Source organism: Microbacterium sp. SORGH_AS_0454 (assembly GCF_031453395.1).
Lineage (GTDB): Bacteria > Actinomycetota > Actinomycetes > Actinomycetales > Microbacteriaceae > Microbacterium.
Genome location: NZ_JAVIYS010000001.1, coordinates 1359835 through 1384922, shown reverse-complemented (window position 1 = coordinate 1384922; position 25088 = coordinate 1359835). Strand labels below are relative to the sequence as shown.

Here is a 25088-nt window from a genome sequence, read left to right as displayed (position 1 = left end):
GAGCGGCATGGGGCAGAACACGATGCGCCGACGGGTGCCGCAGCTCGCGCGCCGCCTGCCGGCCACGATCATGCTGGTCGGCATCCTGCTCGCCACAGGCGTCGCGACCGGCGCGCTCTGGCAACCGTTCACCGCCTCCGACGCCTTCGACACGCTTGCGTACGGCCTGCCCGCCCTCGAAGCCGGTCGGTGGTGGACGCCGATCACCGGCACCTTCGTGATCAGCGCACCGTGGCTGTACCTCGTCGGCCTCCCGACCCTCGTCGGGATGGGGTTCCTCGAGGTCCGTCGCGGCACGCGCGTCGCGAGTGCGTACTTCGCCGTGGGCCAGCTGTTCTCGATCTTCGCCGCATCCCTCGTCCTGTGGCTCGCGGCCTTCTTGTCGTGGCCCTGGGCGCAGGCACAGGCGATGACGCTCGATGTGGGTCCCTCCGGCGGTGTCTTCGCCTGCGTGGCGGCGGCGCTCGCGCTCCTGCCCTCCCCGTGGCGCCTTCGCGCGTGGACGGTCCTCATCGCGGGTCTCGCCCTCACCTTCCTCTACTACGGCTCGCTCCCCGATCTCGAGCGCGTCCTCGCCGTCGCCCTCGTGCTGGGCGTCGACAGGTCGCTGCGCCCGCAGCGCGTGAGCGTGCGCGAACAACGCCTGATCGCCTTCGTCGTGCTGTGCGCCCTCGGGGCGTTCGAGATCCTCGGCTACCTCGCCCCGATGACCGGTCCGTTCGGCTCGTCGGCGGCGACCTCGGGATCGTGGGTCGACGTCGCGGTCAACACGCTCGTCGTCCTCGTGGTCGCCACAGCCCTCCGCCGCGGTCGACGATGGGCCTGGGTGGTCGTGATGCTCTACAGCGCGCTGAACCTCCTGTTGGTTCTTCTGCTCTTCGGCGTCCTGCTCCTGGAGGGTCTCACCGAGATCGAAGCGGATCTGGATGCCGACTTCACCAGCGTCCTGGCCTCCTCGACGCTGTGGCTCGTGGCATCCGTCTACTTCTTCCTGGTGCGGGCAGCCTTCCGTGCCCGTCCGCGCGCAGCGCTCGGCGACTCCCCCGCTCCGTCGGTCGCCGAGGTGAAGAAAGAGCTGCACACGAGCGGCGGAGGCACGCTGTCGTGGATGACGACGTGGGAGGGCTTGTCGTACGCGCGCTTCGGCCGCGGCCTCGTCGCGTATCAGCGTCGCTCCGGCGTCGCGCTCGTCCTGGGCGACCCGCTCGGGCCCGTCGGCACCCGCGCTCAGACCGTCCGCTCGTTCATCGAGGCGGCCGAGGCCGCGGGGCTCGCACCGTGCTTCTTCAGCGCGGGCGAGGCGACGGCCGGGGCCGTGCCGGACGGATGGCGACGCATCGTCGTGGCCGATGACACGGTGGTCGATCTGCCCGGCCTGCAGTTCACCGGCAAGGCCTGGGGCGCGGTGCGCACCTCGCTCAACCGCGGCGAGCGCGAAGGCATGACCTTCCGCCTCTCGAGGCTCAGCGACGAGACGTGGGGAGTGCGACAGCAACTGCGTGCGATCTCGGAGAGCTGGGTCGGAGACAAGGGCCTGCCCGAGATGGGGTTCACCCTCGGCACCCTGCACGAAGCGGCCGATCCCGAGGTGCGCATCGCCCTGGCGGTCTCACCGCAGGGCGACGTCGACGGCTTCCTGTCGTGGCTGCCGATCTACGGCGAGGACGGGATCCGCGGCTGGACGCTCGATCTGATGCGCCGCCGCGACGGCGGCTTCGGGCCGGTCATGGAGTACCTCATCGGCGCATCCGCCCGCGAGTTCTCCGCCGAGGGAGCCCAGGTCATGTCCCTGTCCGGCGCCCCGCTGGCCCACGAGTATCCCGCGGATGCCGGCGCGATCGCCGACCTGCAGGACCGCATGGCCGCGATGCTCGAGCCCGTCTACGGCTTCGCCTCGTTGCACCGGTTCAAGCAGAAGTTCCACCCGCGCTACGAGACGATGTACCTGCTCTACCGCGACGAGGCCGATCTCACGCGAATCGGTGCCGCCCTGACGCGGGCGTTCCTTCCGCACGCGACGCTGGGGCAGTTCGCCGCCGCGGGCGTCGACCTCGTGCGTCACGAACACTGAAGGCCCCGGCCGACACGCGGAACGCGCACGACCGGGGCCGGACCGACCGGAGCCGGCGGAGGATCAGAGGGGGCGGATGTTCTCCGCCTGCAGGCCCTTGGGGCCCTGGGCGACCTCGAACTCGACGCGCTGGTTCTCTTCGAGTGAGCGGTAGCCGCCCGACTGGATCGCGCTGTAGTGCGCGAAGACGTCCTGGCTGCCGTCATCGGGCGCGATGAAGCCGAAGCCCTTTTCCGAGTTGAACCACTTGACCGTGCCCTGCGTGCTCATTCGTTCTGCCGTTTTCCGCTTGAGCCGGCGCCGAGCGCGCCGGTCTGTGCCCCCACGGTAACCGCCGGGGTCTGTTCTCGCACGGGTCCGTGACACAAACGTTGCGAGGCGCGAGATACGCGAAACACGCCGTAAGCCCATACGACGCCCGGGCTGAGCAAGGCTCGAAGCCCGGGCGTCGACGGATCCCCCCGGATATGTCACGCGAGGCGTGACGGCGATCACTTTACCGGCGCGGGGGCCCGCGCGCGACACGAAAACGAAGAATCAGCAACTTCTTCCCATGTGCTGTGGTAACCGGAGGCCCTAAAATCCGGCTGATGGATAGTCGTCGGCGTGCTTCCGCCCTCGTCGACGAGGCCTACCGGGCCCTCGGCGAGGCGATCGTCGATGGTCGACTCCAGGCCGGCGACCGCCTGCGCGACGTCGAACTGGCAACCCTGATGGGGATTTCCCGCACCCCCGTGCGCGAGGCACTCCAGCGGCTCGAGCGGATCGGGCTCGTCGAGGTCGCGGCCAACAGGTACACACGGGTTGCGGCCCTCACCGACCGTGCCCGCAACGACATGCGCGAGTACGCCGCGCACACCATCGCGGCCGCGATGCACGTCGCCCTCCCCCGATGCACCGATGAAGAGCTCCTCGACACCGCACGCTTCGTCGAAGAGATGCGTTCCGCCGAATCTTCGGAGCAGTACGTGCGCGCAGTCATGGATCTGGCCTCGCACCTCGTGGCCGTTTCGCGCAATGTCGTCTTCCAGAAGACCTTCCTGCAGCTCGATCTCGTCCTCCGCCGCAACCTCGAGGGGTGGACGAGCGTCTCCGACGGCACCCGCGAGACGCTCTTCCGCCATTTCCACGACCAGGTCGCGCGCCGCGACACCAATGGCGCCACGTGGACGTTCCTCGCCCTGCACGGTTTCGCCTGACCGCACAAGAGCCGCGACCGACTCCGCCCGCGCCCGTTAGCGTGACGCCATGCCCCACATCGAGCTGCGAGACCTTCGAAACCACGATCGGGATGCCGCTTTCCAGGCGGTGTCGGCGAGCACCTCCGCGTGGCCCCGAGCGGCGTTCGCGGATCGCGAGGCCTTCGACGCATGGGCGGCAGACGACAAGGTCGACGCACACGTCGTCGTCGAGGACGGCTCCGTGGTCGGGGTCGCCGCGGCGCTCGACGTCGACGGCGACCGCGAGATCCTCCTCGCCGTCTCTCCCTCCGCGCACGGCGATGCTCCCACCGAAGCCCTGCGTCTGCTCACGGCCCGCGAGGCGGAACGCCCCCTCTACGCGTGCGTGTCCGCCGACGACGAACCCTCGCACGCCGTCCTCGCCCGCATCGGTTTCGTCGAGCACGGGCGCGACGGCGACGACGTGGTCTACGTGCTGCCGCCGACGTTAGAGTGACGCGGTGCCGACGAGTGACGAAGATGCGAACCCCCGGATGGTGGATGCCGAGGGCTTCACCCGCGTCCTGAACCGTCCCCGGGCGATGGTGGCCTTCGTCGTCATCGTGTTCCTCGTCACCGTCGTCCAGGCGCTGTCCGACCCTCTCTCCGCCGTCCTCCAGGGCGACATCGTCTGGGATTACCGCATCCCGTTCGGTGTGGTGATCGCGCTCGTGATCGCCGGGTGCGCTGCGCAGAGCGCCTTCCTGCTCCTGTCCGCCCGGTTCCCCCTCGTCGCCGTGCTGGGGACGACTGCCTGCTACCTCGCTCTGGTCGCCGGGCTCGAGATCCCGCGCTGGCTCGGCGCCCTCCCCCTCGTCGTCGGCGTGGCCGTGTTCCTCCTCGCCGCCCAGAGGCGCGCCGCGGCGGCCATCGGGTGGACGCTCGCGGTGATCGGCGCAGCTATCGGCATCCTGTCCCTCTGGTCGACGTCCACCGGGGCGCCGCCCGCCGTGGCGTGGAGCTTCGTCCTGAGTTCCGGGCTCGCCTTCGCCGCCCCCGTGGCCGGTGCCGCAGCACTCGGAATCTGGTGGGCTCGGCGCATGAACAGCCTGCGGCGAGCGCGCGCAGAACTCGCCGCCGCCGCAGCCGAGCACGAGGCCGAGCTCGAGAGGGCGCGCATGCGCGAGCGGGCGCGCATCGCCCAAGAGCTGCACGACGTCGCCGGTCAGCATCTCGCCGGTCTCCTCTCCCTGGCCGACGCGGCGGTCGACATCGACGTGCTCGACGCCGCTCAGGCCGCCACCCTCATCGCCGAGATGCGCGCAGAGGGCCGTTTCGCCTCAGCCAGCCTCTATGCGGCGCTGCGCGACCTGCGCGCCGAGAGCGACGCGCGCGCCGAACCGACCCTCGACCTCCGCTTTCTCGACGAGCTGATCGACTACTGGTCGTCGCGGGGGATGCACGTGGTCGCCCGCGTCCACGCGGCCGTCGATGACCTCCCCGCGATGGTCTCCACGACCGCCTACCGCGTCGTCCAGGAAGCCCTGACCAACGCGTGCAAGCACGCCCCCGGCGCGCCCGTGTCGGTCGACGTGCGCGTCTCGCCGACATCGATCCGGGTGGCCGTCGGCAACGAGGCCGGCCGGGCCTCCGCGCCCTCCGATCTCCCCGCCGGACTCGGGTGGGGCCTCACGGGAATGGCCGAGCGCGTCGACCTCCTGCACGGTTCCCTCACCGCGGGCCCCGTCTCGACGGGTGGATGGGCGGTCATCATGGAGGCACCTCTGACGGCCTACGAGCCCACGACCCCCCTCCTGACGCCGTGACGACGGCCGGCAACGACATCCGGGTCCTGATCGTCGACGACAACCGCACCGTGCGCCGCGGCATCCGGCTCCGGCTCGAGAACGCCACGGGCATCCGCGTCGCGGGCGAGGCGTCCAACGGCCGCGACGCCGTGGTGCTCGCCCACGCGGAGCGCGCCGATGTCGTGCTCATGGACCTGCACATGCCCGGCATGAACGGAATCGAGGCCACGCGCCTGATCACGGCGGACGAGCAGGGCGGATGCCGCGTGATCCTGCTCACGAGCGAGGTCTCCGACGCATTCGTCGTCGACGCCATCGAAGCCGGCGCGAGCGGCTACCTGCTGAAGGGGCACGACAGCGATCAGCTGCTGCCGGTCATCCGCGGGGCGGCGGCCGGAACGGCCACGATCTCTCCCCGCGTCGCGCCGAGGCTGATCCGCGAACTGCGCGAAGCGCGGAGCGCTCCCGCCGAGCCGGAGCAGGTGGCTCTGCTGACGGCCGCGGAACGCAGGGTCGTGGGGCTGCTCAGCAGCGGAGTCACCTCGACCGACGACATCGCGAAGAGACTGAGCGTCTCGGTCAACACGGTCCGCAGTCAGACCGCCTCGGCGCTGCGCAAGCTGGATCTCGACGACCGCACGCAGCTCGCCCTCTGGGGAGTGCGCAACGGCCTGCCGCGCGCCGGCGCATAGTCCGATCGGATGAAATCGCCGGACCCCTTCCCCTCCGCCACGTGTGCCCGGGCCGGCCGCGGCGAGCGCCCGATGTCGATCGGGGGCACACTGAGGGCACAGCGTGAGGGGACTCCGCTGCCGCATTCCGCGCGGGGTCGGGGTTGTTGGGGGCGGCCCCGCGCGGCTCGCGTCGATCGTTGACCTCGCGGCGATGCCGTGTTGGGGTGGAGCGATGACGAACGAATGGGTGTGGAGCATCTTCATCGTCGTCGGCGCGATCCTGTGGTTCTGGTCGATCCGGCTGACGCTGCGGGCCTACCGCGACGAACGCCTGCCGATGTGGGCGAATCCCCGCAATGCTCCGGGTCGCGCCGTCGCGGCCCGTGCCTTCGGAACGGGCCTCGCGATGTTCGGGGCCGGTATGACAACGGGCGCCGTCGACACGGGGCCCTGGACCGCCGCGGTCCTGGCGGGTGCGTTCTTCGCCGTTGTTTTCGTCGCCCCCTACGCGATCTCGGTCGCCGTCCACAATTCCCGTGTGGACCGAGGTGTCACTGCCGCGTGAGCGTCGCGACGATGGGGCGGTGATCACTGCTCGCGTCGTCGAAACCGTCGAGGACGGCGAAGCCGTTCACCCTCCACGCCGAGCCGACCAGCACATGGTCGATCGGCGCGGCGAGGCCGACGGGCAGTCGCACGGGCCAGGTTCCCGCGGCGGCCGAGCCCGCTTCGGCGGCGGCATCACGGCATCCGCCGATGGTCCCTCCGTCGACGCCGAGGCCGGCGAAATGATCGACCGTGGAGTTGAGATCGCCCGCGACGATGACGTCGCTGTCGGTGCACCTGTCCGCGATCCATCCGAGGCCGAGCTCCCAGCGATCGGTGACGCCCGGCAGGGGTGGCATGGGGTGGGCCGCGACGAGGATCGGACCCGAGCCGTCGACCGACCTCCACACCCCGCTCGGCAGGCCGACCGTGGAACCCGCGTCGGCGTCGAGCTCGTACTCACCGAGAGCGCGGGAGATCAGAATCGAGGTGGGGATGACCTCGCCGTCCGGTGCCGCCGCGACCGTGTCGTGCGCCATCGAGATGCCCTCGAGATCCAGGATGCCGGCTACCTCGGCCGCCGCGACCGCATCGGTCTCGGGGAGGCTGACGACGTCGGCACCGGTCTCCCGAACCATGCGGGCGATGGTCTCGGGCGTGACCGAACCGCCGTACGTGTTCCAGGCCGCGATCGTGAGCTCCCCCGGCTGCACGGGCGCTCCCCCGCCGCGAGCGAGCAGCACCGCCCCGTTGCCCACGGACGCCACGGCGAGCGCGATCGAGAGGGCGGCGGCCACTCCCCATCGCCGACGCCAGACCGCGACGCCTGCGACCAGCAGGGCGGCGACCCCGAAGCCCAGAGCGAGCAATGCGCGCAGCGAGATCGCGTTGGCCACGAGAGGCAGGCGATGGATGCCGACCCCCTGCGGCCACACCACGACAAACGCCGCCACCGATCCCCCCGCGAGAGCGAGGAGGAAAGGGAAGCGGCGGTGTTTCGGCATCCTGCCCAGTAAAGCGGGTGACGGCCGAAGACGCGGAAAGGCCCGGGGCGCGGTCCAATCGCCCCGGGCCTTTCGCTGCAAGGTCAGCGCGCGGCGCGACGACCCACGATGAGGCCGTAGATGAGCAGAACGATGATCGAGCCGCCGATCGCGAGCAGCCACGTCTGGATCGAGAAGAAGTCCTGCAGCGGAGCGTTGAAGAGCAGACCACCCAGGAACCCGCCGAGCAGAGCGCCCACGACGCCGAGCAGCAGCGTGATGAACCAGCCGCCACCCTGCTTGCCGGGGAGGATCAGCTTGGCGATGGCGCCGGCGATGAGGCCGAGGAGAAGAAATCCGAAGAATCCCATGATGTGTTCCTTTCGCGAGTGTGAACCGATGCCCGCTCGAGGCGGGACTCTCGTTGCATCCAGCTTCCTCTCAGGAACGAGATTCAGGGGGTGGGTTGCGTAAGACGCGCATTTCTGGTGCAGTCGCGCGTCCGCGCGAACGGCGTCGTCCGGCCGGCGATCGATCGAGCACGGGATGCGAGACTGGAAGAGGCCGGCGCGCCCCGTCCCGACCGGAGGACGCCCCATGAGCAGCACCACCCGACCGGATGGTTCACCGTCTCTCGGCACGACGCAACGGGACCGCGACCGTTCCGTTCGCCGACGAGAGCGTGCCGAGCTCGCTCTGATCGCCCTCTGCTGGGTCTCCGTCGTCGTCGCCGTGATGCTGTTCCTGGGGTCCGGGCGACCCGCGCAGGTGACCGATCTCGCGAGCGCGGTCACGGCCGCGGGGATCGTGACGGGCCTCATCGGCACCGACCTGCTGCTGCTCATGCTCGTACTCGCCGCCCGCATCCCCTGGGTGGACCGCACCTTCGGGCAAGACGCCGCGATGAGGTTGCACCGCCGCCTCGGCAAGCCCGCGGTGTACCTCGTCCTGGGCCATGGCGCGCTGCTCACCGTGGGCTACTCCCTCCGAGACGGTCTGTCGCTCTGGCACCAGACGCTGTCCCTCTATTCGGGGGCCGACATGCTCCTGGCGCTGCTCGGCAGCTGCCTTCTGGTGCTCGTCGTCGTGACCTCTCTCGTCGTCGTGCGTCGCCGACTCGCGTACGAGGCCTGGCACGCGATCCATCTCGTCAGCTATGCCGCCGTTCTGGTGGCGGTGCCTCATCAGCTCTCAGCCGGCCAGGTTCTCTCCGGCAGTACGCCGCAGAGCGTGTACTGGATCTGCCTCTACGTTCTGGCGTTCGGCTCGATCGCGTGGTTCCGTTTCGCCGCCCCGCTGCTCGCCACGGAAGAGCACCAGCTTCGCGTCACCGGCGTCGAGACCCTCACCCCGGACGTCTTCTCGATCCATCTCTCCGGCCGCGACCTGTCGCGGCTGGGCGCCCGAGGTGGGCAGTACGCGATCTGGCGCTTCTGGAGTCGCGGCACATGGTGGCACGCGCACCCGATCTCGTTCTCCGCGGTGCCGACCGACACGAGCGCCCGCCTCACCGTGCGCGCGCTCGGCCGCGGAACGGAGCGTCTCGCTCAGCTGCGGCCCGGAACGAAGGTCTCCGTCGCTGGCCCGTACGGGATCTTCACGGATGCCGCCCGCACCGCCCCGCGCCTGGCCGTCGTCGCCGCCGGGATCGGCGTCACCCCCGCACGTGCGCTGCTCGAAGACACCGGACTGCACCCGGGCGAGGCGACGGTCGTTCTGCGTGCGACCGACCGCTCGCAGACCTTCCTCTGGGACGAGACGAGAAGCCTCGTCCAGGACGCCGGCGGCGCGGTCATCGAGATGATCGGCAGCCGGCCCGCCGAGGAATCGTCGTGGATGCCGCTCGAGGCGATCGAGCGAGGGGCGACCATCGCCTCGGTCTTCCCCGAGCTGCAGGAGTCGGACCTCTTCATCTGCGGGCCCGCAGAATGGGCGGATCTGGTCGTCCGCGACGCGAAGGCCGCAGGCGTGAAAGACCGGCGGATCCATGTCGAGAGATTCGTGTGATCGTCACGCCCCGAACGCGCAAGAAGGGCCCCGGAGTAAATCCGAGGCCCTTCTTCGTTGTGTGCGCGAGGGGGGACTTGAACCCCCACGCCCTTGCGGGCACTGGCACCTGAAGCCAGCGCGTCTACCTATTCCGCCACTCGCGCGTTGCGGGGCATCGAGGATGCCACGCGACCAACTTCCCGAGAATATCACGGCGGCCGCCAGGTCACGAAACGCGGCCCCGAAGCCCGCGTCCATGACCTCCCCAGCCGCGCTGACTACGATGTGCCTACTGGTCTGCCTGCCTGAAGGAGTCTCGTGGGGCTACTCGACAGTTTTGAGAAGGGTCTCGAACGCGCCGTCAACGGTGCGTTCGCCAAGACCTTCCGCAGTGGCATCCAGCCGGTGGAGATCGCGTCCGCTCTGCGCAGCGAACTCGACAAGAAGGCCGTCGTCGTCACGCGTGAGCGCATCCTCGCGCCGAACACCTTCGCGGTGAGCCTCTCCCCCGCCGACGACGAGAAGATGAGCGCGCTCGGCTCGACCCTGGTCGCCGAGCTCGACACCCTGGTGAAGAAGCACGCCCGCACGCAGGGCTACTCGTTCGCCGGCCCCGTCGCCATCTCGATCGAGCGCGACGGCTCCCTGTCCACGGGCACGCTGCGCGTGGACTCGCAGACCACCGAAGGCCAGGTCGCCTGGCGCGGAGTCGTCGACATCGACGGCACCCGTCACCCGCTGACATCCGCCCGCACGGTGATCGGTCGCGGCAGCGACGCCGACATCACGATCCCCGATGCCGGGACGAGCCGCAAGCACGTCGAGATCCTGTGGGACGGCGAACGCGCCATGGTGCGCGACCTCGGTTCCACCAACGGCACGACCCTGAACGGTCGCAAGGTCTCCGAGGCCGCCCTTCCGCCCGATTCGACGATCTCGATCGGACGCACCAATATCGTGTTCCGTGTGGTCGCTCAGGCCCAGCCGCCGCGACGCTCTTCGGCGTCCGACGCCACGAGCATCTTCGACGTCCGGGAACGGGGACCCCTTTCATGAGTCAGCTGACTCTCCTCCTTCTGCAGGGCGGTTTCCTCGTCCTGCTGTGGTTCTTCGTGTTCGGCGTCGTGTACTCGCTGCGCGCCGACCTCTTCGGCGTCAAGGTGCGCAAGCTCCCCGAGCCCTCGGCATCCGCTGTCCCGGCGGCAGCCGCTCCCACCTCCTCGCCCGACGCGGTGACCACGCAGGTCAAGCGTCCCGCCGCTCCCACCCCCGTACCCGCCGGGGGGCTCGCGACCACGTCGGCGGTCTCGCGCATCGTCATCACGAGCGGCCCCAAAGCCGGGCTCGAGCTGCCGCTGGGCACCGAGCCGCTGACGATCGGCCGCTCCAGCGAGTCGGGTCTCGTCATCCGCGACGACTACACCTCCAGCCATCACGCCCGCCTCGTGCTGTGGGGGGAGCAGTGGATGCTGCAAGACCTCGATTCGACGAACGGCACCTCGCACGACGGCGTCCGCGTGGCAGCGCCGGTACAGGTCAAGGTGGGTGCTCCGATCAAGGTCGGCGCCACGACGTTCGAGTTGAGGAAGTAACCCTCCCCCATGGTCTTCCAGGGCTCGAGCGCCGCCATCTCCCACACGGGCAAGGTGCGCTCCAACAACCAGGACTCCGGCTACGCCGGGTCCAACCTCTTCGTGGTCGCCGACGGCATGGGCGGTCACGCGGGCGGTGACGTCGCCTCGAGCCTGGCGATCGGCCGTCTGACCGAGCTCGACCAGCCCTTCGGCTCCCCCGCCCAGGCCGAGCACGCCATCCGCGATTCGCTCGCCGACACGGCCGCGGAGCTCATCGACACCGTGGCGCGCCGCCCCGAGCTGGCCGGCATGGGCACCACGGTGAGTGCTCTGGTCATGGTCGACGATTACGCCGTCATCGGCCACATCGGCGACTCGCGCATCTACCTGTACCGGGACGACACGCTCACGCAGATCACGGCCGACCACACCTTCGTGCAGCGCCTGGTCGACTCCGGTCGCATCACGCCCGAAGAGGCGCGGTACCACCCCCGTCGATCGGTGCTGATGCGGGTGCTCGGCGACATGGATCCCGATCCCGAGATCGACAGCTTCATCATGCCGACGCAGGACGGCGACCGCTGGCTCCTGTGCTCCGATGGTCTCTCGGGCGTCGTCGACGACGCGCACACGGCGAAGACCCTCGCTCTCGGACTGCCCCCCGCTCGGACCGCCGACGCTCTGCTCAAGCAGGCTCTCGACGGCGGTGCGCCCGACAACGTCACCGTCGTCCTCGTCGACGTCGGCGGGCAGCACCCGGTCTTCATCGGCACCCCGACCATCGTCGGCTCCGCCTCGAACCCCAGCGGAGTGGTCGTCCCCGCGGCGCGTCCCGGCCGCTCCGGCTGGCTCCACCACGCCCGTCAGGTCGCGAACGAGCCGACGCATTTCGAGCCGGCGGCCGAGTTCCTCGAGGAGCTCATCGAAGAGGACCGCCGTCGTGCCCGCCGGCGCCGTTTCGGCTGGCTCGCCGCCCTGATCCTCGTCCTCGCGGCCATCGGCGTCGGCCTGTTCGCCGGGTACAACTGGACGCAGACCCTCTACTACGTCGGCGCCGACAGCGACTCGGTCGTGATCTATCGCGGTATCCAGCAGTCCATCGGCCCGATCTCGCTGTCGACGGTCTACCAGGACACGAACATCCCGCTGGACGGACTGTCCGACTTCGATCGGCAGACCGTCAAAGCCACCATCTCGGCCCCGTCACTCGGAGACGCCGAGAAGATCGTCGAACGCCTGCGTCCCGCGGCGGAGGGAAGCGGATGACCGATCAGAAGCTCACCCGATCCGGTGACTCCGTGTCCACCGACACGGCGGTCATGCGCGCGCTGAAGAAGATCCGCATCCCCGCCAAGCAGCGCAATCGCGAGCTCGGTCTGCTCCTGTTCGCGATCATCGTCTACGGCGGCGCCGTCGTGCTGGTCCAGCTCGGCGTGAACAACACGGTCGAGACCGGCTACCTCACGATCGCCGCGATCCCGGCCGTGCTCGCCCTCGTGATGCACGTGGTGCTGCGCCTGCGCGCCCGCGACGCCGACCCCTTCGTGCTGCCGATCGCCACCGTCCTCACGGGTCTCGGCATCGCGATGATCTACCGCATCGACCTCGCCGAGAAGGCGAGCGGGTGGGATGCCACGGGCAACCGCCAGATCGCCTGGGCGGCCATCGCGATGGTCGCAGCCCTCGCCGTGCTGATCTTCGTGCGCAACTACCGCGTGCTGTTCCGCTACACCTACCTCTTCGGCCTCGTGGGCATCCTGCTCCTGCTGCTGCCGTTCGTGCCGGGCCTCGGCACCGACCAGAACGCCGACGTGTGGGTGTCGCTCGGCTTCGTGTCGTTCCAGCCGGGCGAGCTGGCGAAGATCTGCCTGGCGATCTTCTTCGCCGGGTACCTCGTGCGCACGCGGGAGAGCCTCACCTCGACCGGCACGCGATTCCTCTTCATGACCTGGCCGCGCGCGCGCGAGCTCGGCCCGGTGCTGATCATCTGGCTCGCCTCGCTCGGCATCATCGTGCTCCAGCGCGACCTCGGTACGGGCCTGCTGATCTTCGGCATGTTCGTGGCGATGCTCTACGTCGCCACCGGCAAGACGAGCTGGGTGCTGATCGGCCTCGTGCTGGTCGCGAGCGGCGCGTTCCTGGCATCCCGAGTCCTCCCCTACGTCAACGGCCGCTTCGCCAACTGGCTGAACGCCTTCGACCCCGAGGTCATCAACCGCGACGGCGGAAGCTACCAGCTCGTGCAGGGCATCTTCGGCCTCGCGCACGGCGGCCTGTTCGGCACCGGGCTCGGCCAGGGTCGTCCCTACATCACCCCGCTGTCGCAGAGCGACTACATCGTGCCGAGCCTCGGCGAGGAGCTCGGCCTGGTCGGCCTGTTCGCGATCCTCGCGCTCTACATGGTGTTCACCAGCCGCGGCATCCGCATCGGCCTGGCCGGTCAAGACGACTTCGGCAAGCTGCTCGCCACGGGCTTCTCGTTCACCATCGCCCTGCAGGTGTTCATCATGGTCGGCGGCGTCACCCGCGTGATCCCGCTGACCGGCCTCACGACCCCGTTCCTCGCGGCCGGCGGCTCGTCGCTGATCGCGAACTGGATCATCGTGGCGTTCCTTCTGCGCATCTCCGACGCGGTACGCAGCCGCCCCCGGGTGGTGATCGGTTGATGAACCGCCCGTCCACCGCCGTCGACGCCCCGATCCTGGAGGAGGCACCGTGACCAAAGAGCTCCGACGCCTCAGCATCGTGATGCTGGCGATGTTCCTGGCCCTGTTCGCCTCGACGAGCATCATCCAGGTCGCTCAGGCCAACTCGCTGACCAACACCACGGGCAACACCCGCGCTCTCTACGACTCGTACCAGATCCAGCGCGGATCGATCATCGCCGGCGGCACCGCGATCGCCTCGTCCGTGCCTTCCGACGACGTCTACAGCTGGCAGCGTCAGTACACGGATGCCGCGATGTGGGCTCCCGTGACCGGCTACATGAACCCCGTGCTCGACGCGAAGACCCAGATCGAATCCGCTGAGAACAGCGTGCTCAGCGGTTCCGACTCGAACCAGTTCTTCTCCCGCATCGACCGGGCCATCACCGGTCAGGCTCCACGCGGCTCGAACGTCGAGCTCTCGCTCGACCCGAACGTGCAGAAGGCCGCCTGGGACGCGATGGGTGATCTCCAGGGCGCCGTCGTCGCGATCGAGCCGTCGACCGGCCGCATCCTCGCCATGGTCTCCAAGCCCAGCTACGACACCAACGCGCTCGCCTCGCACGACACCGATGCCGTGAACGCGGCGTACGACCAGCTCGTGGCCGACCCCTCGAAGCCGCTGGACAACCGTGCCATCGGGGGCAACCTCAACCCCCCGGGCTCGACCTTCAAGCTCGTCGTGGCCTCTGCCGCCCTGGCATCCGGTCGCTACACGCCCGACTCGACGTTCCCGAACCTCGCCGCGTACACGCTGCCCCAGTCGACGAACGTCGTCAGCAACGCCGGCGGCGGCACCTGCGGCGGGGGCGACACCGTGACGATCGCAACCGCTCTGCGGCTGAGCTGCAACATCCCCATGGCCGAGCTCGCCGTCGAACTCGGCGACGACGCCATCCGCGCCGAGGCGGAGAAGTACGGCTTCAACAAGTCGTTCAGCATGCCGCTCGAGTCCACCCCCTCCACCTACCCGGCCTCGCCGAACGCCCCGCAGACCGCGCTCAGCGGCTTCGGCCAGGGCGACGTGCGCGCGACGCCCCTGCAGATGGCGATGGTCTCGGCCGGCATCGCCAACGGCGGCGTCGTGATGAACCCGCGCATGGTCGACCGGGTGATCGAGCCGAACCTGTCGGTCAAGGACGAGGCGAGCAGCAGTGAGTTCGGGCGGGCTCTCGAACCCTCGATCGCCGCGCAGATGGTCACCATGATGACGGCGAACGTCCAGGACGGCGCAGCATCGAATGCAAGAATAGACGGGGTCGCAGTGGCGGGTAAGACCGGCACGGCGGAGAACGATTCCCGTCCCTACACTCTCTGGTTCACCGGCTTCGCACCGGCGGACGACCCCAAGGTCGCCGTCGCCGTGGTCGTCGAAAACGGTGGAGGCCAGGGGCAGAACGGGAGCGGCAACGAGATCGCCGCCCCGATAGCGAAGAAGGTCATGGAGGCGGTGCTGGGTAAATGAGACCGACGCAAGGTGTGACCTTCGGAGGACGCTACGAGCTCGATTCGCGAATCGCGATCGGCGGTATGGGCGAGGTCTGGGAGGCGACGGATCACGTCATCGGACGAACCGTCGCGATCAAGATCCTCAAAGACGAGTACATGGGCGACCCGGGCTTCCTCGAGCGCTTCCGCGCCGAGGCCCGCCACGCCGCCCTCGTCAACCACGAAGGCATCGCCAGCGTGTTCGACTACGGCGAGGAAGACGGCAGCGCCTTCCTCGTGATGGAACTCGTGCCGGGCGAAGCCCTGTCGACGATCCTCGAGCGCGACGGCTCTCTCTCGACCGACAAGACTCTCGACATCGTCGCCCAGACGGCCGCCGCCCTCCAGGCCGCGCACGCCGCGGGTCTCGTCCACCGCGACATCAAGCCCGGCAACCTGCTCATCACGCCCGACGGTCGTGTGAAGATCACCGACTTCGGCATCGCGCGCATCGCCGATCAGGTGCCGCTCACCGCGACCGGCCAGGTGATGGGCACGGTGCAGTACCTCTCGCCCGAGCAGGCGTCCGGTCACCCGGCGTCGCCGGCCACCGACACGTACTCGCTCGGAATCGTCGCCTACGAATCCCTCGCCGGCAAGCGCCCCTTCACGGGCGAGTCGCAGGTCGCGATCGCGATGGCGCAGATCAACGAGCAGCCCGCTCCGCTCCCGCCCACCGTGGCGCAGCCGGTGCAGAATCTCGTGATGGCGATGATCGCCAAGAAGCCCGACGACCGTCCGGCCTCCTCCGCCGCCGTCTCGCGCGCCGCCACGGCCCTGCGTCGCGGCGACCTCGCCGCGGCCGCCGCGGCCGTCCCGGCGATCGCGACGGGCGCTGCCTTCGCCGACGACGCGACGCAACTGCTCACGGCCGGCGGACAGACCTCCGCCACCACGCGCCTCATGCCCGCCTCCGCGGCCGCGACCTCTCTCCTCACCGAGGAGCACACCGAAGAAGACCCCGCGCCGCAGAAGAAGAAGCGCAGCCCCTGGACGTGGCCGCTGGTCGCGCTCATCGCGCTGCTCGCTCTCGTTCTCATCGGCACGCTCTTCACGCTGCTGTCGAATCAGGGCGATCCGGATGCCGTTCCGGCGAGTCCCTCAGCCTCGGCCTCGACCCCGGTACCTCGCCCGTCGTCGCCCTCGCCTGCCCCGTCGCCCTCGAACACTCTCGTCGACGTCGACGCTCTCAACCTCATCGGCAAGACCTGCGATGAGGCCCGGGAGCTTCTGCGCGACGCGAACCTCGGCGCCACCTGCGCCACCGGCAACGCCGCAGCGAGCGCCGATCAGGTGGGCAAGATCTACGTGGTCGACCCGACCGGTCGCAACCCGCAGGGCACCAACATCGAGGTCACGGTCTACGGCGAAGAGACACCGCTCTCCACGCCCGGCACTCCGACCCTGCCCGGTACCTCGGTCACGGCCGGCAGCGACATCCAGATCTCGTGGCAGCAGTACTCCTGCCCCTCGGGGACCGGATCGGTCACGTCGTACAACTTCACCGCGACCAACGGCACCTTCGACACCAACGGTCAGTCCACCGCGTCGTTCGCGCCCGACGCGCGTAACGCCAAGCTGACGGTCAGCAACGCCCCCGGTCAGACCCTCCGCGTGACGTACACCGTCAGCTGCTCGGGTACCGACCGGACGGCCGGTCCCTCCGGCGAGGCCTCCGCGACGATCTCGGGCGGCAGCTCGGCATCGCCGACGGCGACGCCCGCGGCCGTTCCGACCGTCAAGCCCTGATCACCCATCCCCCCACGCCAGGAGCTCCACCCGTGACCACTGAGACGCGCGTCCTTTCTGGGCGCTACCGCGTCGACGACCTCATCGGTCGCGGCGGCATGGCCAGCGTCTATCGCGGGTACGACCAGACACTCGGCCGCACGGTCGCGATCAAGGTCCTGAAAGCCGACCTGGCCGGCGATGCGGCATTCCGCACGCGCTTCCGTCTCGAGGCGCAGGCGGCCTCGCGCATGGCTCACCCGACGATCGTCCGTGTGTTCGACGCGGGCGAAGACGTCGAGACCGGGGCGGACGGCCACGAGCGTCCGGTGCCGTACATCGTCATGGAGCTCGTGCACGGTCGCCTGCTCAAGGACGTCATCGCCGCGGGCCCCGTCCCCACCGACGACGCCCTGCGATACGTCGACGGCATCCTGGAGGCTCTCGAGTACTCGCACCGCGCCGGTGTCGTCCACCGCGACATCAAGCCCGGCAACGTCATGATCACCGACTCCGGTCGTGTGAAGGTCATGGACTTCGGCATCGCCCGCGCAGTGTCCGACTCGTCGTCGACGGTCGCCGAGACCACGGCGATCGTCGGGACCGCGGCGTACTTCTCGCCCGAGCAGGCCAAGGGCGAGTCCGTCGACGCGCGCGCCGACCTGTACTCCACCGGCGTGGTGCTCTACGAGCTGCTCACGGGGCGCACGCCGTTCCGCGGCGAGACCCCGGTGGCCGTGGCCTACCAGCACGTCAGCGAGGCCCCCGTCCCGCCGAGCGAGATCGTCGAGACGGTTCCTCGGGCTCTGGATGCCATCGTGCTCCGCGCCCTGGCCAAGGATCCGTTCCAGCGTCCGCAGGACGCCGCGAGCTTCCGCGAAGCACTCGACGAGACGGTCGACGGCAAGGGACCCACGAAGCGCCAGATGTCGGCGCTGTCCAACGAGCTGTACGGACCCAACCCGCGTCAGGCGGCCGAGACGGCCCGCTCGTTGCGACAGCTCAGCACCGACACGACGATGCGTCGCACCCAACCCGGTCCTCCGGTGGCCTGGATCTGGGCGGGCGTCACCGTCCTCGCGGTGCTGCTGGTGGCGGTGCTCATCTGGGTCATGCAGATCCAACCGAGCAACGACGTCCCCACCAGTGCCTACACGGTTCCCGACGTCGTCGACATGTCGTACGACCGTGCCGTCGAGACACTCGAAGCTCAGCAGTTGACCACCAGCCGTGTGAACGAGTCCGATGAGAAGGTCGCTGCCGGAAACGTCGTGAGCACGGTTCCCGAGGCCGGAACCAACGTCACCTCGGGTCAACGGATCACGGTGTACGTCTCCACCGGCCCCGATACGGCGAAGGTGCCGACGCTCGACGGGATCACCGAGAGCGAGGCGCGTACGTCCCTGCAGAAGGCCGGTCTCACGGTTGGTTCGATACGACGCCAGGACGACCCCGCCCTGGCCGCGGGAACGATCATCTCGTCGAGCGTCCAATCGGGCTCCGAGGTCGCGAAGGGCACCACGGTCAACCTCGTGGTCGCGAGCGGTCAGGTCGTGATCGTGGACTACACCGGCTACACCCTCGAGGCTGCGCAGCGCGAATTGGAGTCCGACTCGAAGCAGCTGACGGTGAAGACTCAGCAGGATCCCGGATGCAAGGCGGCGACGCCGCCGACGGTCAAGACGCAGTCGCTGGCCCCGGGCGAGGTTCCCGTGCACAGCGAGATCACGCTGACGGTGTGCTCGGGTTCCTGACCCCGCGGGGGTGAAGCAGCAAGCCGCGCGCGGCGGCTCCCGGTAATCCGGCGTTCTCGAGCCAGCGGCCGAGCAGGAGGTGGCCGCCTTCGGTGAGCACGCTCTCGGGGTGGAACTGCACCCCCTCGATCGGCGCGGTTCGGTGGCGTACACCCATCACCACTCCGCTGTCCGTCTGCGCGGTGATCTCGAGCTCGGCCGGGAGCGAGTCCGGCTCGACCGCGAGGGAGTGATACCTCGTGGCAACGAATCCCGCGGGGAGGTCCTCGAAGACGCCCTGGCCTCGATGCCGGATGACGCTCGTGATCCCGTGCAACAGCTCGGGCGCATGCCCCACACGCGCACCGAAAGCCGCCGCGATGGCCTGATGACCGAGGCAGACCCCGAGCAGGGGGATGCCGGCGCCGAACGCCGCGCGGACCACGGCGATGGAGTGCCCGGCGTCGTCGGGGTGCCCTGGCCCCGGGGAGACGAGGATCGCGTCCGCTTTCCTCACCGCGCGCTCGGGCAGCCCAAACTCTCGTGAATCGAGGAGGAGGGTCTCGGCGCCCAGGTCGCGAAGGTAGCCGGCGAGGGTATGGACGAAGCTGTCGCGGTTGTCGACGACGACGACGCGCCAGGGCCTCACTCGACCGTGACCTCCTGGGGGTACACGAGGTCGCTCACCCAGGGGAAGACGTAGAAGAACAGGCCGTAGAGCACTGCCGCGACCAGCACCAGGACGATCAACAAACGCACCCACCAGGGACCGGGGAGGACGCGCCACAGGGCTCCGTACATCAGGATGCTCCAGAGGTCAGGGAAGCCGGCGGACCGGCGTCGGTCCGCGGGGTGAAGGACTCGAAGACGCCGTAGCCGATCGCACGCTCCGAGAAGCCGTAGCGCGGGCTGCAGGTGGTCATGGTGATGAGGCGGTCCGTCGCCTCGATCTGCGGCTGCTGCGGCGTGGGCAGCAGGACATTCACACCGTCGGGGCGCACGTACTCGATGTTTCGGAAGCGGTAGGTGAACCAGCCGACCTCGGTCTCGACGACGATGGCGTCACCGATACGCAGCGAAGGAAGATCGGCGAAGGGCGCGCCGTGGCTGCCGCGGTGGCCGGCGATGGCGAAGTTGCCCACCTGTCCGGGCATCGCGGTGTCGGGGTAGTGGCCGAGACCGATCGGGTCGAGCGTGCGCGAGGAGCTGACTCCTCCGGCCACGGTGAAGTGGTAGTCGGGTCCGAGACGCGGAATGTAGACCACGCCGAAGCGTTCCGCGTCTCCCGGCTGCTCCAGGGCGGGCGGGTCCGCGGTGGGAGGTGCTGCCGGCTGCGCCGGAGTCGTCGTCGTAGCAGAGGGGGCGGGCGGCGGCGGATCGGCGTTCCATTGCTCGCTCAGCTCTTTGCCCTGATCCTTGAACTGCGCGCCGATGATGGCGTCGCCGATCCAGAGCTGCCACACGACGAAGAGAAGCACGAGGACGCCGGCGGTGACCAACACATCGCCGATCACCCCGATGACGGACACCCGGCGACGCGGCGCGCTCCCGCGCCGTGATCCCCGACGGGTCTGCGGCTGGTCGACGGTCTGCACGGGGGCAGTCTAGTTCCGCGGGATCACGCGTGCCTGACCGTTAGACTGTCCCGCATGGCTCGAATTGGCAAAGGCGAAGACCCGATCGCTGAGCGCAACGAAGGCGGATCGGCTCCGAACCCCGTGTGGTTCCTGCCCATCATGATCGGCCTCATGCTCATCGGCCTCGTGTGGGTGCTGGTGTTCTATCTCAGCAACTCGCAGTTCCCGATCCCGGGTATCGGTCCGTGGAACCTCGTCATCGGCTTCGGCATCGCCTTCGTCGGGTTCCTCATGACCACGAAGTGGCGCTGACTTACACGCGTGTAATTCATCCCCACCTGTGGACGGGGCTGTGGATAACTCTCAGACGTAGAAGAGAGCCGGGATTGCCAGCAGGGCGATCAGCAGAACGCTGAACCCGACCAGCAGACCGATTTGCACGCGCTTCTGCGCCGCCGCACGGGTGCGTGCATAGATCAGCCCCACTCCCGCTCCGGTGACGAGACCGCCGAGGTGGGCCTGCCACGAGATGCCCACCGCCGCGAGGGATCCGGCGAAGTCGCCCGACCCGATGGCACCGATGGCCGCGATCACGAACGGCCAGGCGAAGTTGATGGCGATGAGCAGGGCGATGACGCGGATGTCCGCCCCGATGTGCCTTCCGATCACCAGGAGGGCACCGAACAACGCGAAGATCGCGCCCGAGGCACCGACCGTGGACACGCCGGGGGCGAGAAGCGCGACCGCAACGGATCCGCCCAGTGCGCCGATCAGATAGAGTGCGAGAAAACGGCCACGGCCGAGCAGGGGCTCGAGGCTGCGCCCGATGAACCAGAGCGCGAGCATGTTCAGGCCCACGTGGAAGAAGCCGCTGTGGACGAGGGCGACCGTCAGCAGGCGCCACGGCTCCAGGACACCCAGTTGCGGCACGAGGTAGAGGCTGTTGAACGCGAGCAGATTTCGCACGACCCCGCCCACACCGGGGATCAGACCGATGACGTAGGCGAGTCCGGTGACGGCGATGATGCCCAGCGTCATCTGCGGCCTGCCGGACGCGACCACCGACACGGGACGCGATGCCCAGCGGCGCTGGGCCTTCTTCTGAGCAGGGGTTTGCGAGGCGCGCTGCTGCGCCATGCACTCGGGGCAGATGACGCCGACGGCGGCGGGTGTACGACACTCCGAGCACACGGTGCGCAGGCACCGCTGGCACAGCACGAAGCTCTGCCGGTCGGGATGCCGATAACAGAAGTTGTCGCTGTTACGACGGAACTCGTCAGTTGTGGACACCCGCCGCCGCCTGGAAGGTCAGACCGAGACGACGTCGACCGACTGGAGCACGACGGGCTCGATCGGGCGGTCGCCCGCAGCGGTGGGAACGGCGGCGATCTTGTCGACGACGGCCTTCGAGGCCTCGTCGGCCACCTCACCGAAGATGGTGTGCTTGCCCTGGAGCCACGGAGTCGGGTCGGTCGTGATGAAGAACTGCGATCCGTTGGTGCCCTCGGGCTGGCCGGTGATGGCGTTGCGGCGCAGACCGGCGTTGGCCATGGCGAGCTTGTAGGGCTGGGTGAAGTCCAGCTCGGGGCTGATCTCGTCGTTGAAGTTGTAGCCGGGTCCACCGATGCCCTGACCGAGCGGGTCGCCGCCCTGGATCATGAAGTTGGGGATGATCCGGTGGAAGATGACGTCCTTGTAGAGAGGGCCCTCGCCCTTGGCGCCCGTCGCCGGGTTCGTCCACTCCTGTGTTCCGTCGGAGAGTCCGACGAAGTTGCGGACGGTACGCGGAGCGTGGTCGCCGAACAGGTTGACGACGATGTCGCCGTGGTTGGTGTGCAGGGTCGCGACGGCGGTGTGGTTGGCCATGGGTACATTCTCTCAGAGTTATCTGCAAGGGTCGGCGGTGCCGGCGACCCGTTCTGGCAAGATGAACGAACGTACATCCCATCGACAGGGAGGATGAGCCGTGGGCCTCAGCCGCAAGAGCAAGAAGGAACTGCGCAAGCTCCAGAAGCACGCCGCAAAGGTGTGGGAGTCGCAGCAGGTGCTGCTGGGCGAGAGCGGGAAGGTCGCTCGAGAAGCCGGCCACCAGCTCGGTCGCTTCAGCCGCGAAGATCTCGTCCCCGCCGTGCAGGACGGGTACAACAAGTACGCCGCTCCGTACGTCGACAAGAGCGTGAAGTACAGCAATCGCTTCCTCAGCCACAAGGTCGTTCCCGCGGCCGGTGCCGTCGTCGGCGGAGCGATGTCGGTGTGGGACGCCGCGGGCGACACCCGTGATCGCCTCGCGAAGGGCCGTGGTTTCGAGCTCGACACGCACAAGTACGCCAAGCGCGCCGAGAAGTACGGCAAGCAGGCGTCGAAGCGTCTCGCCAAGAAGCTTCCCTCGCAGCACGACGGCATCGGTGCCGGTGGCGTCATCGCCATCATCCTCGGTGTCGTCGCCGCCGCGGGCGTCGCCTACGCCGCGTGGCAGACGCTGCGCGCTGACGATGAGCTGTGGGTGGCGGACGACCCGCTGCGCGCACCCGACGCGTGAGCGATCCCACCATCAGAGTCCGAGAGGCCGCGCGAGAGCGCGGCCTCTCGGTCGATGTGCGTGAGCGTCCGGCGGCGTCGAGCCTCGACGAGGCGGCCGAGCTGCTCGGCATCCCCTCTGCATCCATTGTGAAGACGCTGGTCGTCAAGCGATCCGACGACACGTACCTGTTCGCTCTCGTGCCCGGTGACCGTGCCATCTCTTGGCCGAAGCTGCGTGCGGTGGTCGGGGTCAACAAGCTGCGCCTCCCGGAGCCCGAGCTCGCCCTCGCCGCCACCGGCTACGAGCGAGGCACCATCGTCCCCATCGGCAGCACGACCGACTGGCCGGTCTTCGCCGACGAACGCATCGTGGGCACGCGCATCGCCATGGGGGCCGGAGCGCACGGTTACAGCGTGTTCGTCGAGGCCGATGAGCTCATCGCCTCTTACGGCGCAACCGTCGCCGACATCACGGTGGAGCGCGCCTGACGCTCAGGAGCCGAGGAGGCCTGCCATCCGCAGGGCGACGTCGACCAGCTGAACACGTCGAAGCTTCCGCGTGGCCGCGAGGGTGAACCACTCGGCCCGGTCGGTCGATCCGTCGGTCTCGAATCTCAGCCGGCCGCCCACTACGCGCGCGCGGTAGACGATCCGCAACGCGTGCAGCGGACCCGTGGCTCCGCCCGCAAGCCGGGCTTCGGCCGGGATCACCCGAGAATGGATGCCGAGCAGGTCGTCGACGACCACGCGGAACCCCGTTTCTTCGCGCACTTCGCGGCGCACCGCGTGGGCGGGGTCTTCGCCGTCCTCGAGACCCCCGCCGGGAAGGGTCCACGCCCCTCGCCGGCCGTCTATCCAGTGGGCGAGCAGCACACGGTCGTCGGCGTCGGTGACGACGGCGTACGCGGCCACGCGCATGTCCATGACCGAACTCTAGCGAGGGTGCTCACCCGCGTGTCGGAGTTGACGGTGAGGGACCGGTACCCGCCACGATGGTGCCATGCATACAGCGCTCTCGACGACGACGCCGGATGTCTCGCGCCGCGATCTGACTCTGGATCTCGCCCGCGTCACGGCCGTGTGCTTCGTGGTCGTCGTGCACTTGCTGCAGGTCGGGGTGGGGTGGGGCCCCGACGGCTCCCTCGTCACCTCACGGCCCGCAGAGATGCAGCCCTGGTTCGACACCGCGACCTGGTTCGGTCAGATCATGCCGCTCTTCTTCGTCGTCGGCGGATTCGCGTCCGCGGCGGGGTGGGCGACGTGGACGACCCGCGGCGGTGATGCCCTCGGCTTCGTGCGTTCGCGGACGCTGCGGCTGGCGCAACCGGCTCTGCCCCTGTTCCTCTTCGTCGCGGTCGTCCTGGTCGCCGCCACAGCCATCGGGGTCGATCCGTCGCTGGTCGCCGCCGCCGTCGTCGGAGTCGGGATGCCGCTGTGGTTCCTGGCCGCATACCTGTTGTGCCAGGCGGTGGTTCCCCTCGCCGCTCAGTGGCATGCGCGGGCCCCTCGGGGAACCCTCGTGCTGCTTCTGGCCGCGGTCGTGACGGTGGACGCCCTGCGATTCCTCTCCGGGGTGGAGGAACTGGGCTACCTCAATCTCCTGTTCGTCTGGCCCCTCATCCAGCAGCTGGGATTCTGGTACCGCGACGGGTGGTTCGATCGCCGCTCGGCGGTATCTCTCCTCGCCCTCGCGACCGCCTGTTACCTCGTGGTCGGCGCCGTGGTCGTGTGGGGGCCCTACTCCGACAACATGCTGGCGAATCTCAACCCGCCCACTCTTCCCCTCGTGCTGTTCGGTCTCGCTCAGGCGTGTCTGCTGCGTCTGGCGAAGCCCGCGCTCACCGCGCTCATGCGCACGCGCCTCGCGCAGGGGGTGGTGTTCGCGGTCGGATCCCGCCTGATGACGGTGTACCTGTGGCACCTGCCCGTCATCCTCATCATCTCGGGGATCGCCCTGCTCATCCCCGGCGCAGCTCCCGCACCCGCGAGCCCGCAGTGGTGGGCGACGCGCCCCCTGGTCTTCCTGGCGACGGCGATCGTGCTCGGGTTGCTTTCGCTGGTCCTGATCCGATTCGAGGCGCTGGGCGACCTTCCGCCGGCACCGGGATCGGTCATCCTGGCGATCGCGTGGTCCTGCGCATTCCTCCCGCCCTTCGCCGTGACGCTGCAGGGGATGAACACGGTCCTCGCGGTCGGCGGAGCGGTCCTGTACACGGCATCCGTCGTTCTGCTCCGAAGAGGGCGACGACGACGAGCTTCGTGAGAGCGACGGCGGAATAGAAGAAGAGCCGGTCCCGATGGACCGGCTCTTCTTTCTCGATTGTGGAGCCTAGGAGATTCGAACTCCTGACATCCTGCTTGCAAAGCAGGCGCTCTACCAGCTGAGCTAAGGCCCCGCGAGGGAAGGGGTGGGGCTACCAGGACTTGAACCTGGGACCTCTTCATTATCAGTGAAGCGCTCTAACCGCCTGAGCTATAGCCCCGTCTCGCTGACGTGATGTCAACCTCGAAGACTTTACCGGACTCGCGAGG

The 25088-nt window shown here is 68.9% G+C and carries 27 protein-coding genes and 3 tRNA genes; 18 read left to right on the top strand and 12 right to left on the bottom strand.

Features of this window, described 5'->3' with window-relative positions; all coding sequences use genetic code 11:
* The first annotated feature begins 7 nt into the window (after window positions 1–7).
* On the top strand, window positions 8–2071 hold the full coding sequence (locus QE454_RS06390) for a bifunctional lysylphosphatidylglycerol flippase/synthetase MprF (protein WP_307456867.1): 2064 nt from the start codon (window positions 8–10) through the stop codon (window positions 2069–2071).
* A 63-nt stretch (window positions 2072–2134) separates the two neighbouring features.
* Here QE454_RS06390 and QE454_RS06385 read toward each other — a convergent pair whose 3' ends face one another.
* On the bottom strand, window positions 2135–2341 hold the full coding sequence (locus QE454_RS06385; RefSeq protein WP_056225145.1) for a cold-shock protein: 207 nt from the start codon (window positions 2339–2341) through the stop codon (window positions 2135–2137).
* A gap of 320 nt (window positions 2342–2661) precedes the next feature.
* On the opposite strand from QE454_RS06385, the gene QE454_RS06380 reads away from it, so the two are divergent.
* From QE454_RS06380 to QE454_RS06360, 5 genes are all read left to right on the top strand, one after another.
* On the top strand, window positions 2662–3270 hold the full coding sequence (locus QE454_RS06380) for a GntR family transcriptional regulator (RefSeq protein WP_210075618.1): 609 nt from the start codon (window positions 2662–2664) through the stop codon (window positions 3268–3270).
* Between the two features lie 49 nt (window positions 3271–3319).
* Complete coding sequence (locus tag QE454_RS06375; protein ID WP_210075616.1) at window positions 3320–3748, top strand: GNAT family N-acetyltransferase; 429 nt, start codon at window positions 3320–3322, stop codon at window positions 3746–3748.
* Window positions 3749–3752: 4 nt separating this feature from the next.
* Window positions 3753–5057: a sensor histidine kinase gene (locus tag QE454_RS06370; RefSeq protein WP_307456872.1), complete on the top strand. Its 1305-nt coding sequence runs from the start codon at window positions 3753–3755 to the stop codon at window positions 5055–5057.
* A complete protein-coding gene (locus QE454_RS06365) occupies window positions 5054–5731 on the top strand; it encodes a response regulator transcription factor (protein WP_307456875.1) in 678 nt (225 codons plus the stop codon). Before QE454_RS06370 ends, QE454_RS06365 begins: the two co-directional genes overlap by 4 nt.
* A 214-nt stretch (window positions 5732–5945) precedes the next feature.
* Complete coding sequence (locus tag QE454_RS06360) at window positions 5946–6278, top strand: hypothetical protein (protein WP_307456879.1); 333 nt, start codon at window positions 5946–5948, stop codon at window positions 6276–6278.
* Here the strand turns inward: QE454_RS06360 and QE454_RS06355 are convergent.
* Entirely contained in the window at window positions 6265–7263 is a 999-nt protein-coding gene (locus QE454_RS06355; RefSeq protein WP_307456882.1) for an endonuclease/exonuclease/phosphatase family protein, read from the bottom strand. The genes QE454_RS06360 and QE454_RS06355 overlap by 14 nt on opposite strands.
* 83 nt (window positions 7264–7346) lie before the next feature.
* On the bottom strand, window positions 7347–7613 hold the full coding sequence (locus QE454_RS06350) for a GlsB/YeaQ/YmgE family stress response membrane protein (protein ID WP_210075605.1): 267 nt from the start codon (window positions 7611–7613) through the stop codon (window positions 7347–7349).
* Between the two features lie 226 nt (window positions 7614–7839).
* Between QE454_RS06350 and QE454_RS06345 the strand changes: the two genes are divergently transcribed.
* Complete coding sequence (locus tag QE454_RS06345; RefSeq protein ID WP_307456886.1) at window positions 7840–9249, top strand: ferric reductase-like transmembrane domain-containing protein; 1410 nt, start codon at window positions 7840–7842, stop codon at window positions 9247–9249.
* Between the two features lie 62 nt (window positions 9250–9311).
* Here the strand turns inward: QE454_RS06345 and QE454_RS06340 are convergent.
* Window positions 9312–9395, bottom strand: a tRNA-Leu gene (locus QE454_RS06340).
* A gap of 154 nt (window positions 9396–9549) precedes the next feature.
* Here QE454_RS06340 and QE454_RS06335 point away from each other — a divergent pair.
* The 7 genes from QE454_RS06335 to pknB are packed head-to-tail and all read left to right on the top strand — an operon-like array spanning window position 9550 to window position 18480.
* Entirely contained in the window at window positions 9550–10287 is a 738-nt protein-coding gene (locus QE454_RS06335; protein WP_210075579.1) for a DUF3662 and FHA domain-containing protein, read from the top strand.
* A complete protein-coding gene (locus QE454_RS06330; RefSeq protein ID WP_309668555.1) occupies window positions 10284–10823 on the top strand; it encodes an FHA domain-containing protein in 540 nt (179 codons plus the stop codon). Before QE454_RS06335 ends, QE454_RS06330 begins: the two co-directional genes overlap by 4 nt.
* A 9-nt stretch (window positions 10824–10832) precedes the next feature.
* Window positions 10833–12071: a PP2C family serine/threonine-protein phosphatase gene (locus tag QE454_RS06325; protein ID WP_210075575.1), complete on the top strand. Its 1239-nt coding sequence runs from the start codon at window positions 10833–10835 to the stop codon at window positions 12069–12071.
* On the top strand, window positions 12068–13471 hold the full coding sequence (locus QE454_RS06320) for an FtsW/RodA/SpoVE family cell cycle protein (RefSeq protein WP_307456890.1): 1404 nt from the start codon (window positions 12068–12070) through the stop codon (window positions 13469–13471). Before QE454_RS06325 ends, QE454_RS06320 begins: the two co-directional genes overlap by 4 nt.
* A 49-nt stretch (window positions 13472–13520) precedes the next feature.
* Window positions 13521–14975: a penicillin-binding protein 2 gene (locus QE454_RS06315; protein WP_307456893.1), complete on the top strand. Its 1455-nt coding sequence runs from the start codon at window positions 13521–13523 to the stop codon at window positions 14973–14975.
* On the top strand, window positions 14972–16747 hold the full coding sequence (locus QE454_RS06310) for a protein kinase domain-containing protein (RefSeq protein ID WP_267788848.1): 1776 nt from the start codon (window positions 14972–14974) through the stop codon (window positions 16745–16747). The genes QE454_RS06315 and QE454_RS06310 overlap by 4 nt, the downstream gene beginning before the upstream one ends.
* Window positions 16748–16779: 32 nt before the next feature.
* Window positions 16780–18480, top strand: a complete 1701-nt coding sequence (gene pknB, locus QE454_RS06305; protein ID WP_210075569.1) for a Stk1 family PASTA domain-containing Ser/Thr kinase — start codon at window positions 16780–16782, stop codon at window positions 18478–18480.
* Here the strand turns inward: pknB and QE454_RS06300 are convergent.
* The 3 genes from QE454_RS06300 to QE454_RS06290 are packed head-to-tail and all read right to left on the bottom strand — an operon-like array spanning window position 18452 to window position 20054.
* On the bottom strand, window positions 18452–19108 hold the full coding sequence (locus QE454_RS06300; RefSeq protein ID WP_307456899.1) for an aminodeoxychorismate/anthranilate synthase component II: 657 nt from the start codon (window positions 19106–19108) through the stop codon (window positions 18452–18454). The genes pknB and QE454_RS06300 overlap by 29 nt on opposite strands.
* On the bottom strand, window positions 19105–19260 hold the full coding sequence (locus QE454_RS06295) for a hypothetical protein (RefSeq protein ID WP_210075565.1): 156 nt from the start codon (window positions 19258–19260) through the stop codon (window positions 19105–19107). The genes QE454_RS06300 and QE454_RS06295 overlap by 4 nt, the downstream gene beginning before the upstream one ends.
* Entirely contained in the window at window positions 19260–20054 is a 795-nt protein-coding gene (locus tag QE454_RS06290) for a class E sortase (RefSeq protein WP_307456902.1), read from the bottom strand. Before QE454_RS06290 ends, QE454_RS06295 begins: the two co-directional genes overlap by 1 nt.
* A gap of 54 nt (window positions 20055–20108) precedes the next feature.
* Here QE454_RS06290 and QE454_RS06285 point away from each other — a divergent pair, with 54 nt between their 5' ends.
* Complete coding sequence (locus QE454_RS06285) at window positions 20109–20348, top strand: cell division protein CrgA (RefSeq protein ID WP_210075563.1); 240 nt, start codon at window positions 20109–20111, stop codon at window positions 20346–20348.
* A gap of 51 nt (window positions 20349–20399) precedes the next feature.
* Here QE454_RS06285 and QE454_RS06280 read toward each other — a convergent pair whose 3' ends face one another.
* Both QE454_RS06280 and QE454_RS06275 read right to left on the bottom strand, forming a co-directional pair.
* Window positions 20400–21326 (bottom strand): rhomboid family intramembrane serine protease, encoded by a 927-nt coding sequence (locus QE454_RS06280; RefSeq protein ID WP_307456907.1) that lies wholly within the window; start codon window positions 21324–21326, stop codon window positions 20400–20402.
* An 18-nt stretch (window positions 21327–21344) separates the two neighbouring features.
* Window positions 21345–21902 carry a peptidylprolyl isomerase gene (locus QE454_RS06275; protein ID WP_210075561.1) on the bottom strand — a complete coding sequence of 186 codons (558 nt, stop codon included), beginning with the start codon at window positions 21900–21902 and terminating at the stop codon, window positions 21345–21347.
* A 100-nt stretch (window positions 21903–22002) separates the two neighbouring features.
* Here QE454_RS06275 and QE454_RS06270 point away from each other — a divergent pair, with 100 nt between their 5' ends.
* On the top strand, window positions 22003–22575 hold the full coding sequence (locus QE454_RS06270; protein WP_056225083.1) for a hypothetical protein: 573 nt from the start codon (window positions 22003–22005) through the stop codon (window positions 22573–22575).
* The gene (locus QE454_RS06265; protein WP_210075559.1) at window positions 22572–23045 is read left to right on the top strand and encodes an aminoacyl-tRNA deacylase; all 474 of its coding nucleotides are present in this window, start codon (window positions 22572–22574) and stop codon (window positions 23043–23045) included. The genes QE454_RS06270 and QE454_RS06265 overlap by 4 nt, the downstream gene beginning before the upstream one ends.
* 3 nt (window positions 23046–23048) lie before the next feature.
* Here QE454_RS06265 and QE454_RS06260 read toward each other — a convergent pair whose 3' ends face one another.
* Entirely contained in the window at window positions 23049–23480 is a 432-nt protein-coding gene (locus QE454_RS06260; RefSeq protein ID WP_210075556.1) for an NUDIX hydrolase, read from the bottom strand.
* 76 nt (window positions 23481–23556) lie between these two features.
* Here QE454_RS06260 and QE454_RS06255 point away from each other — a divergent pair, with 76 nt between their 5' ends.
* Window positions 23557–24819, top strand: a complete 1263-nt coding sequence (locus QE454_RS06255; protein ID WP_307456911.1) for an acyltransferase — start codon at window positions 23557–23559, stop codon at window positions 24817–24819.
* Window positions 24820–24879: 60 nt separating this feature from the next.
* On the opposite strand, the gene QE454_RS06250 is transcribed toward QE454_RS06255, so the two are convergent.
* Both QE454_RS06250 and QE454_RS06245 read right to left on the bottom strand, forming a co-directional pair.
* Window positions 24880–24952, bottom strand: a tRNA-Ala gene (locus QE454_RS06250).
* Window positions 24953–24965: 13 nt separating this feature from the next.
* Window positions 24966–25039 (bottom strand) — tRNA-Ile (locus QE454_RS06245).
* Between the last annotated feature and the right edge of the window lie 49 nt (window positions 25040–25088).

Coding starts and splice junctions, on each gene's coding strand:
- QE454_RS06350 (WP_210075605.1), bottom strand. CDS start 7,613: ATGGGATTCTTCGGATTTCTTCTCCTCGGCCTCATCGCCGGCGCCATC.
- QE454_RS06390 (WP_307456867.1), top strand. CDS start 8: ATGGGGCAGAACACGATGCGCCGACGGGTGCCGCAGCTCGCGCGCCGC.
- QE454_RS06320 (WP_307456890.1), top strand. CDS start 12,068: ATGACCGATCAGAAGCTCACCCGATCCGGTGACTCCGTGTCCACCGAC.
- QE454_RS06260 (WP_210075556.1), bottom strand. CDS start 23,480: ATGGACATGCGCGTGGCCGCGTACGCCGTCGTCACCGACGCCGACGAC.
- QE454_RS06355 (WP_307456882.1), bottom strand. CDS start 7,263: ATGCCGAAACACCGCCGCTTCCCTTTCCTCCTCGCTCTCGCGGGGGGA.
- QE454_RS06385 (WP_056225145.1), bottom strand. CDS start 2,341: ATGAGCACGCAGGGCACGGTCAAGTGGTTCAACTCGGAAAAGGGCTTC.
- QE454_RS06285 (WP_210075563.1), top strand. CDS start 20,109: ATGGCTCGAATTGGCAAAGGCGAAGACCCGATCGCTGAGCGCAACGAA.
- QE454_RS06275 (WP_210075561.1), bottom strand. CDS start 21,902: ATGGCCAACCACACCGCCGTCGCGACCCTGCACACCAACCACGGCGAC.
- QE454_RS06325 (WP_210075575.1), top strand. CDS start 10,833: ATGGTCTTCCAGGGCTCGAGCGCCGCCATCTCCCACACGGGCAAGGTG.
- QE454_RS06295 (WP_210075565.1), bottom strand. CDS start 19,260: ATGTACGGAGCCCTGTGGCGCGTCCTCCCCGGTCCCTGGTGGGTGCGT.
- QE454_RS06380 (WP_210075618.1), top strand. CDS start 2,662: ATGGATAGTCGTCGGCGTGCTTCCGCCCTCGTCGACGAGGCCTACCGG.
- QE454_RS06375 (WP_210075616.1), top strand. CDS start 3,320: ATGCCCCACATCGAGCTGCGAGACCTTCGAAACCACGATCGGGATGCC.
- QE454_RS06360 (WP_307456879.1), top strand. CDS start 5,946: ATGACGAACGAATGGGTGTGGAGCATCTTCATCGTCGTCGGCGCGATC.
- QE454_RS06330 (WP_309668555.1), top strand. CDS start 10,284: ATGAGTCAGCTGACTCTCCTCCTTCTGCAGGGCGGTTTCCTCGTCCTG.
- QE454_RS06255 (WP_307456911.1), top strand. CDS start 23,557: ATGCATACAGCGCTCTCGACGACGACGCCGGATGTCTCGCGCCGCGAT.
- QE454_RS06310 (WP_267788848.1), top strand. CDS start 14,972: ATGAGACCGACGCAAGGTGTGACCTTCGGAGGACGCTACGAGCTCGAT.
- QE454_RS06345 (WP_307456886.1), top strand. CDS start 7,840: ATGAGCAGCACCACCCGACCGGATGGTTCACCGTCTCTCGGCACGACG.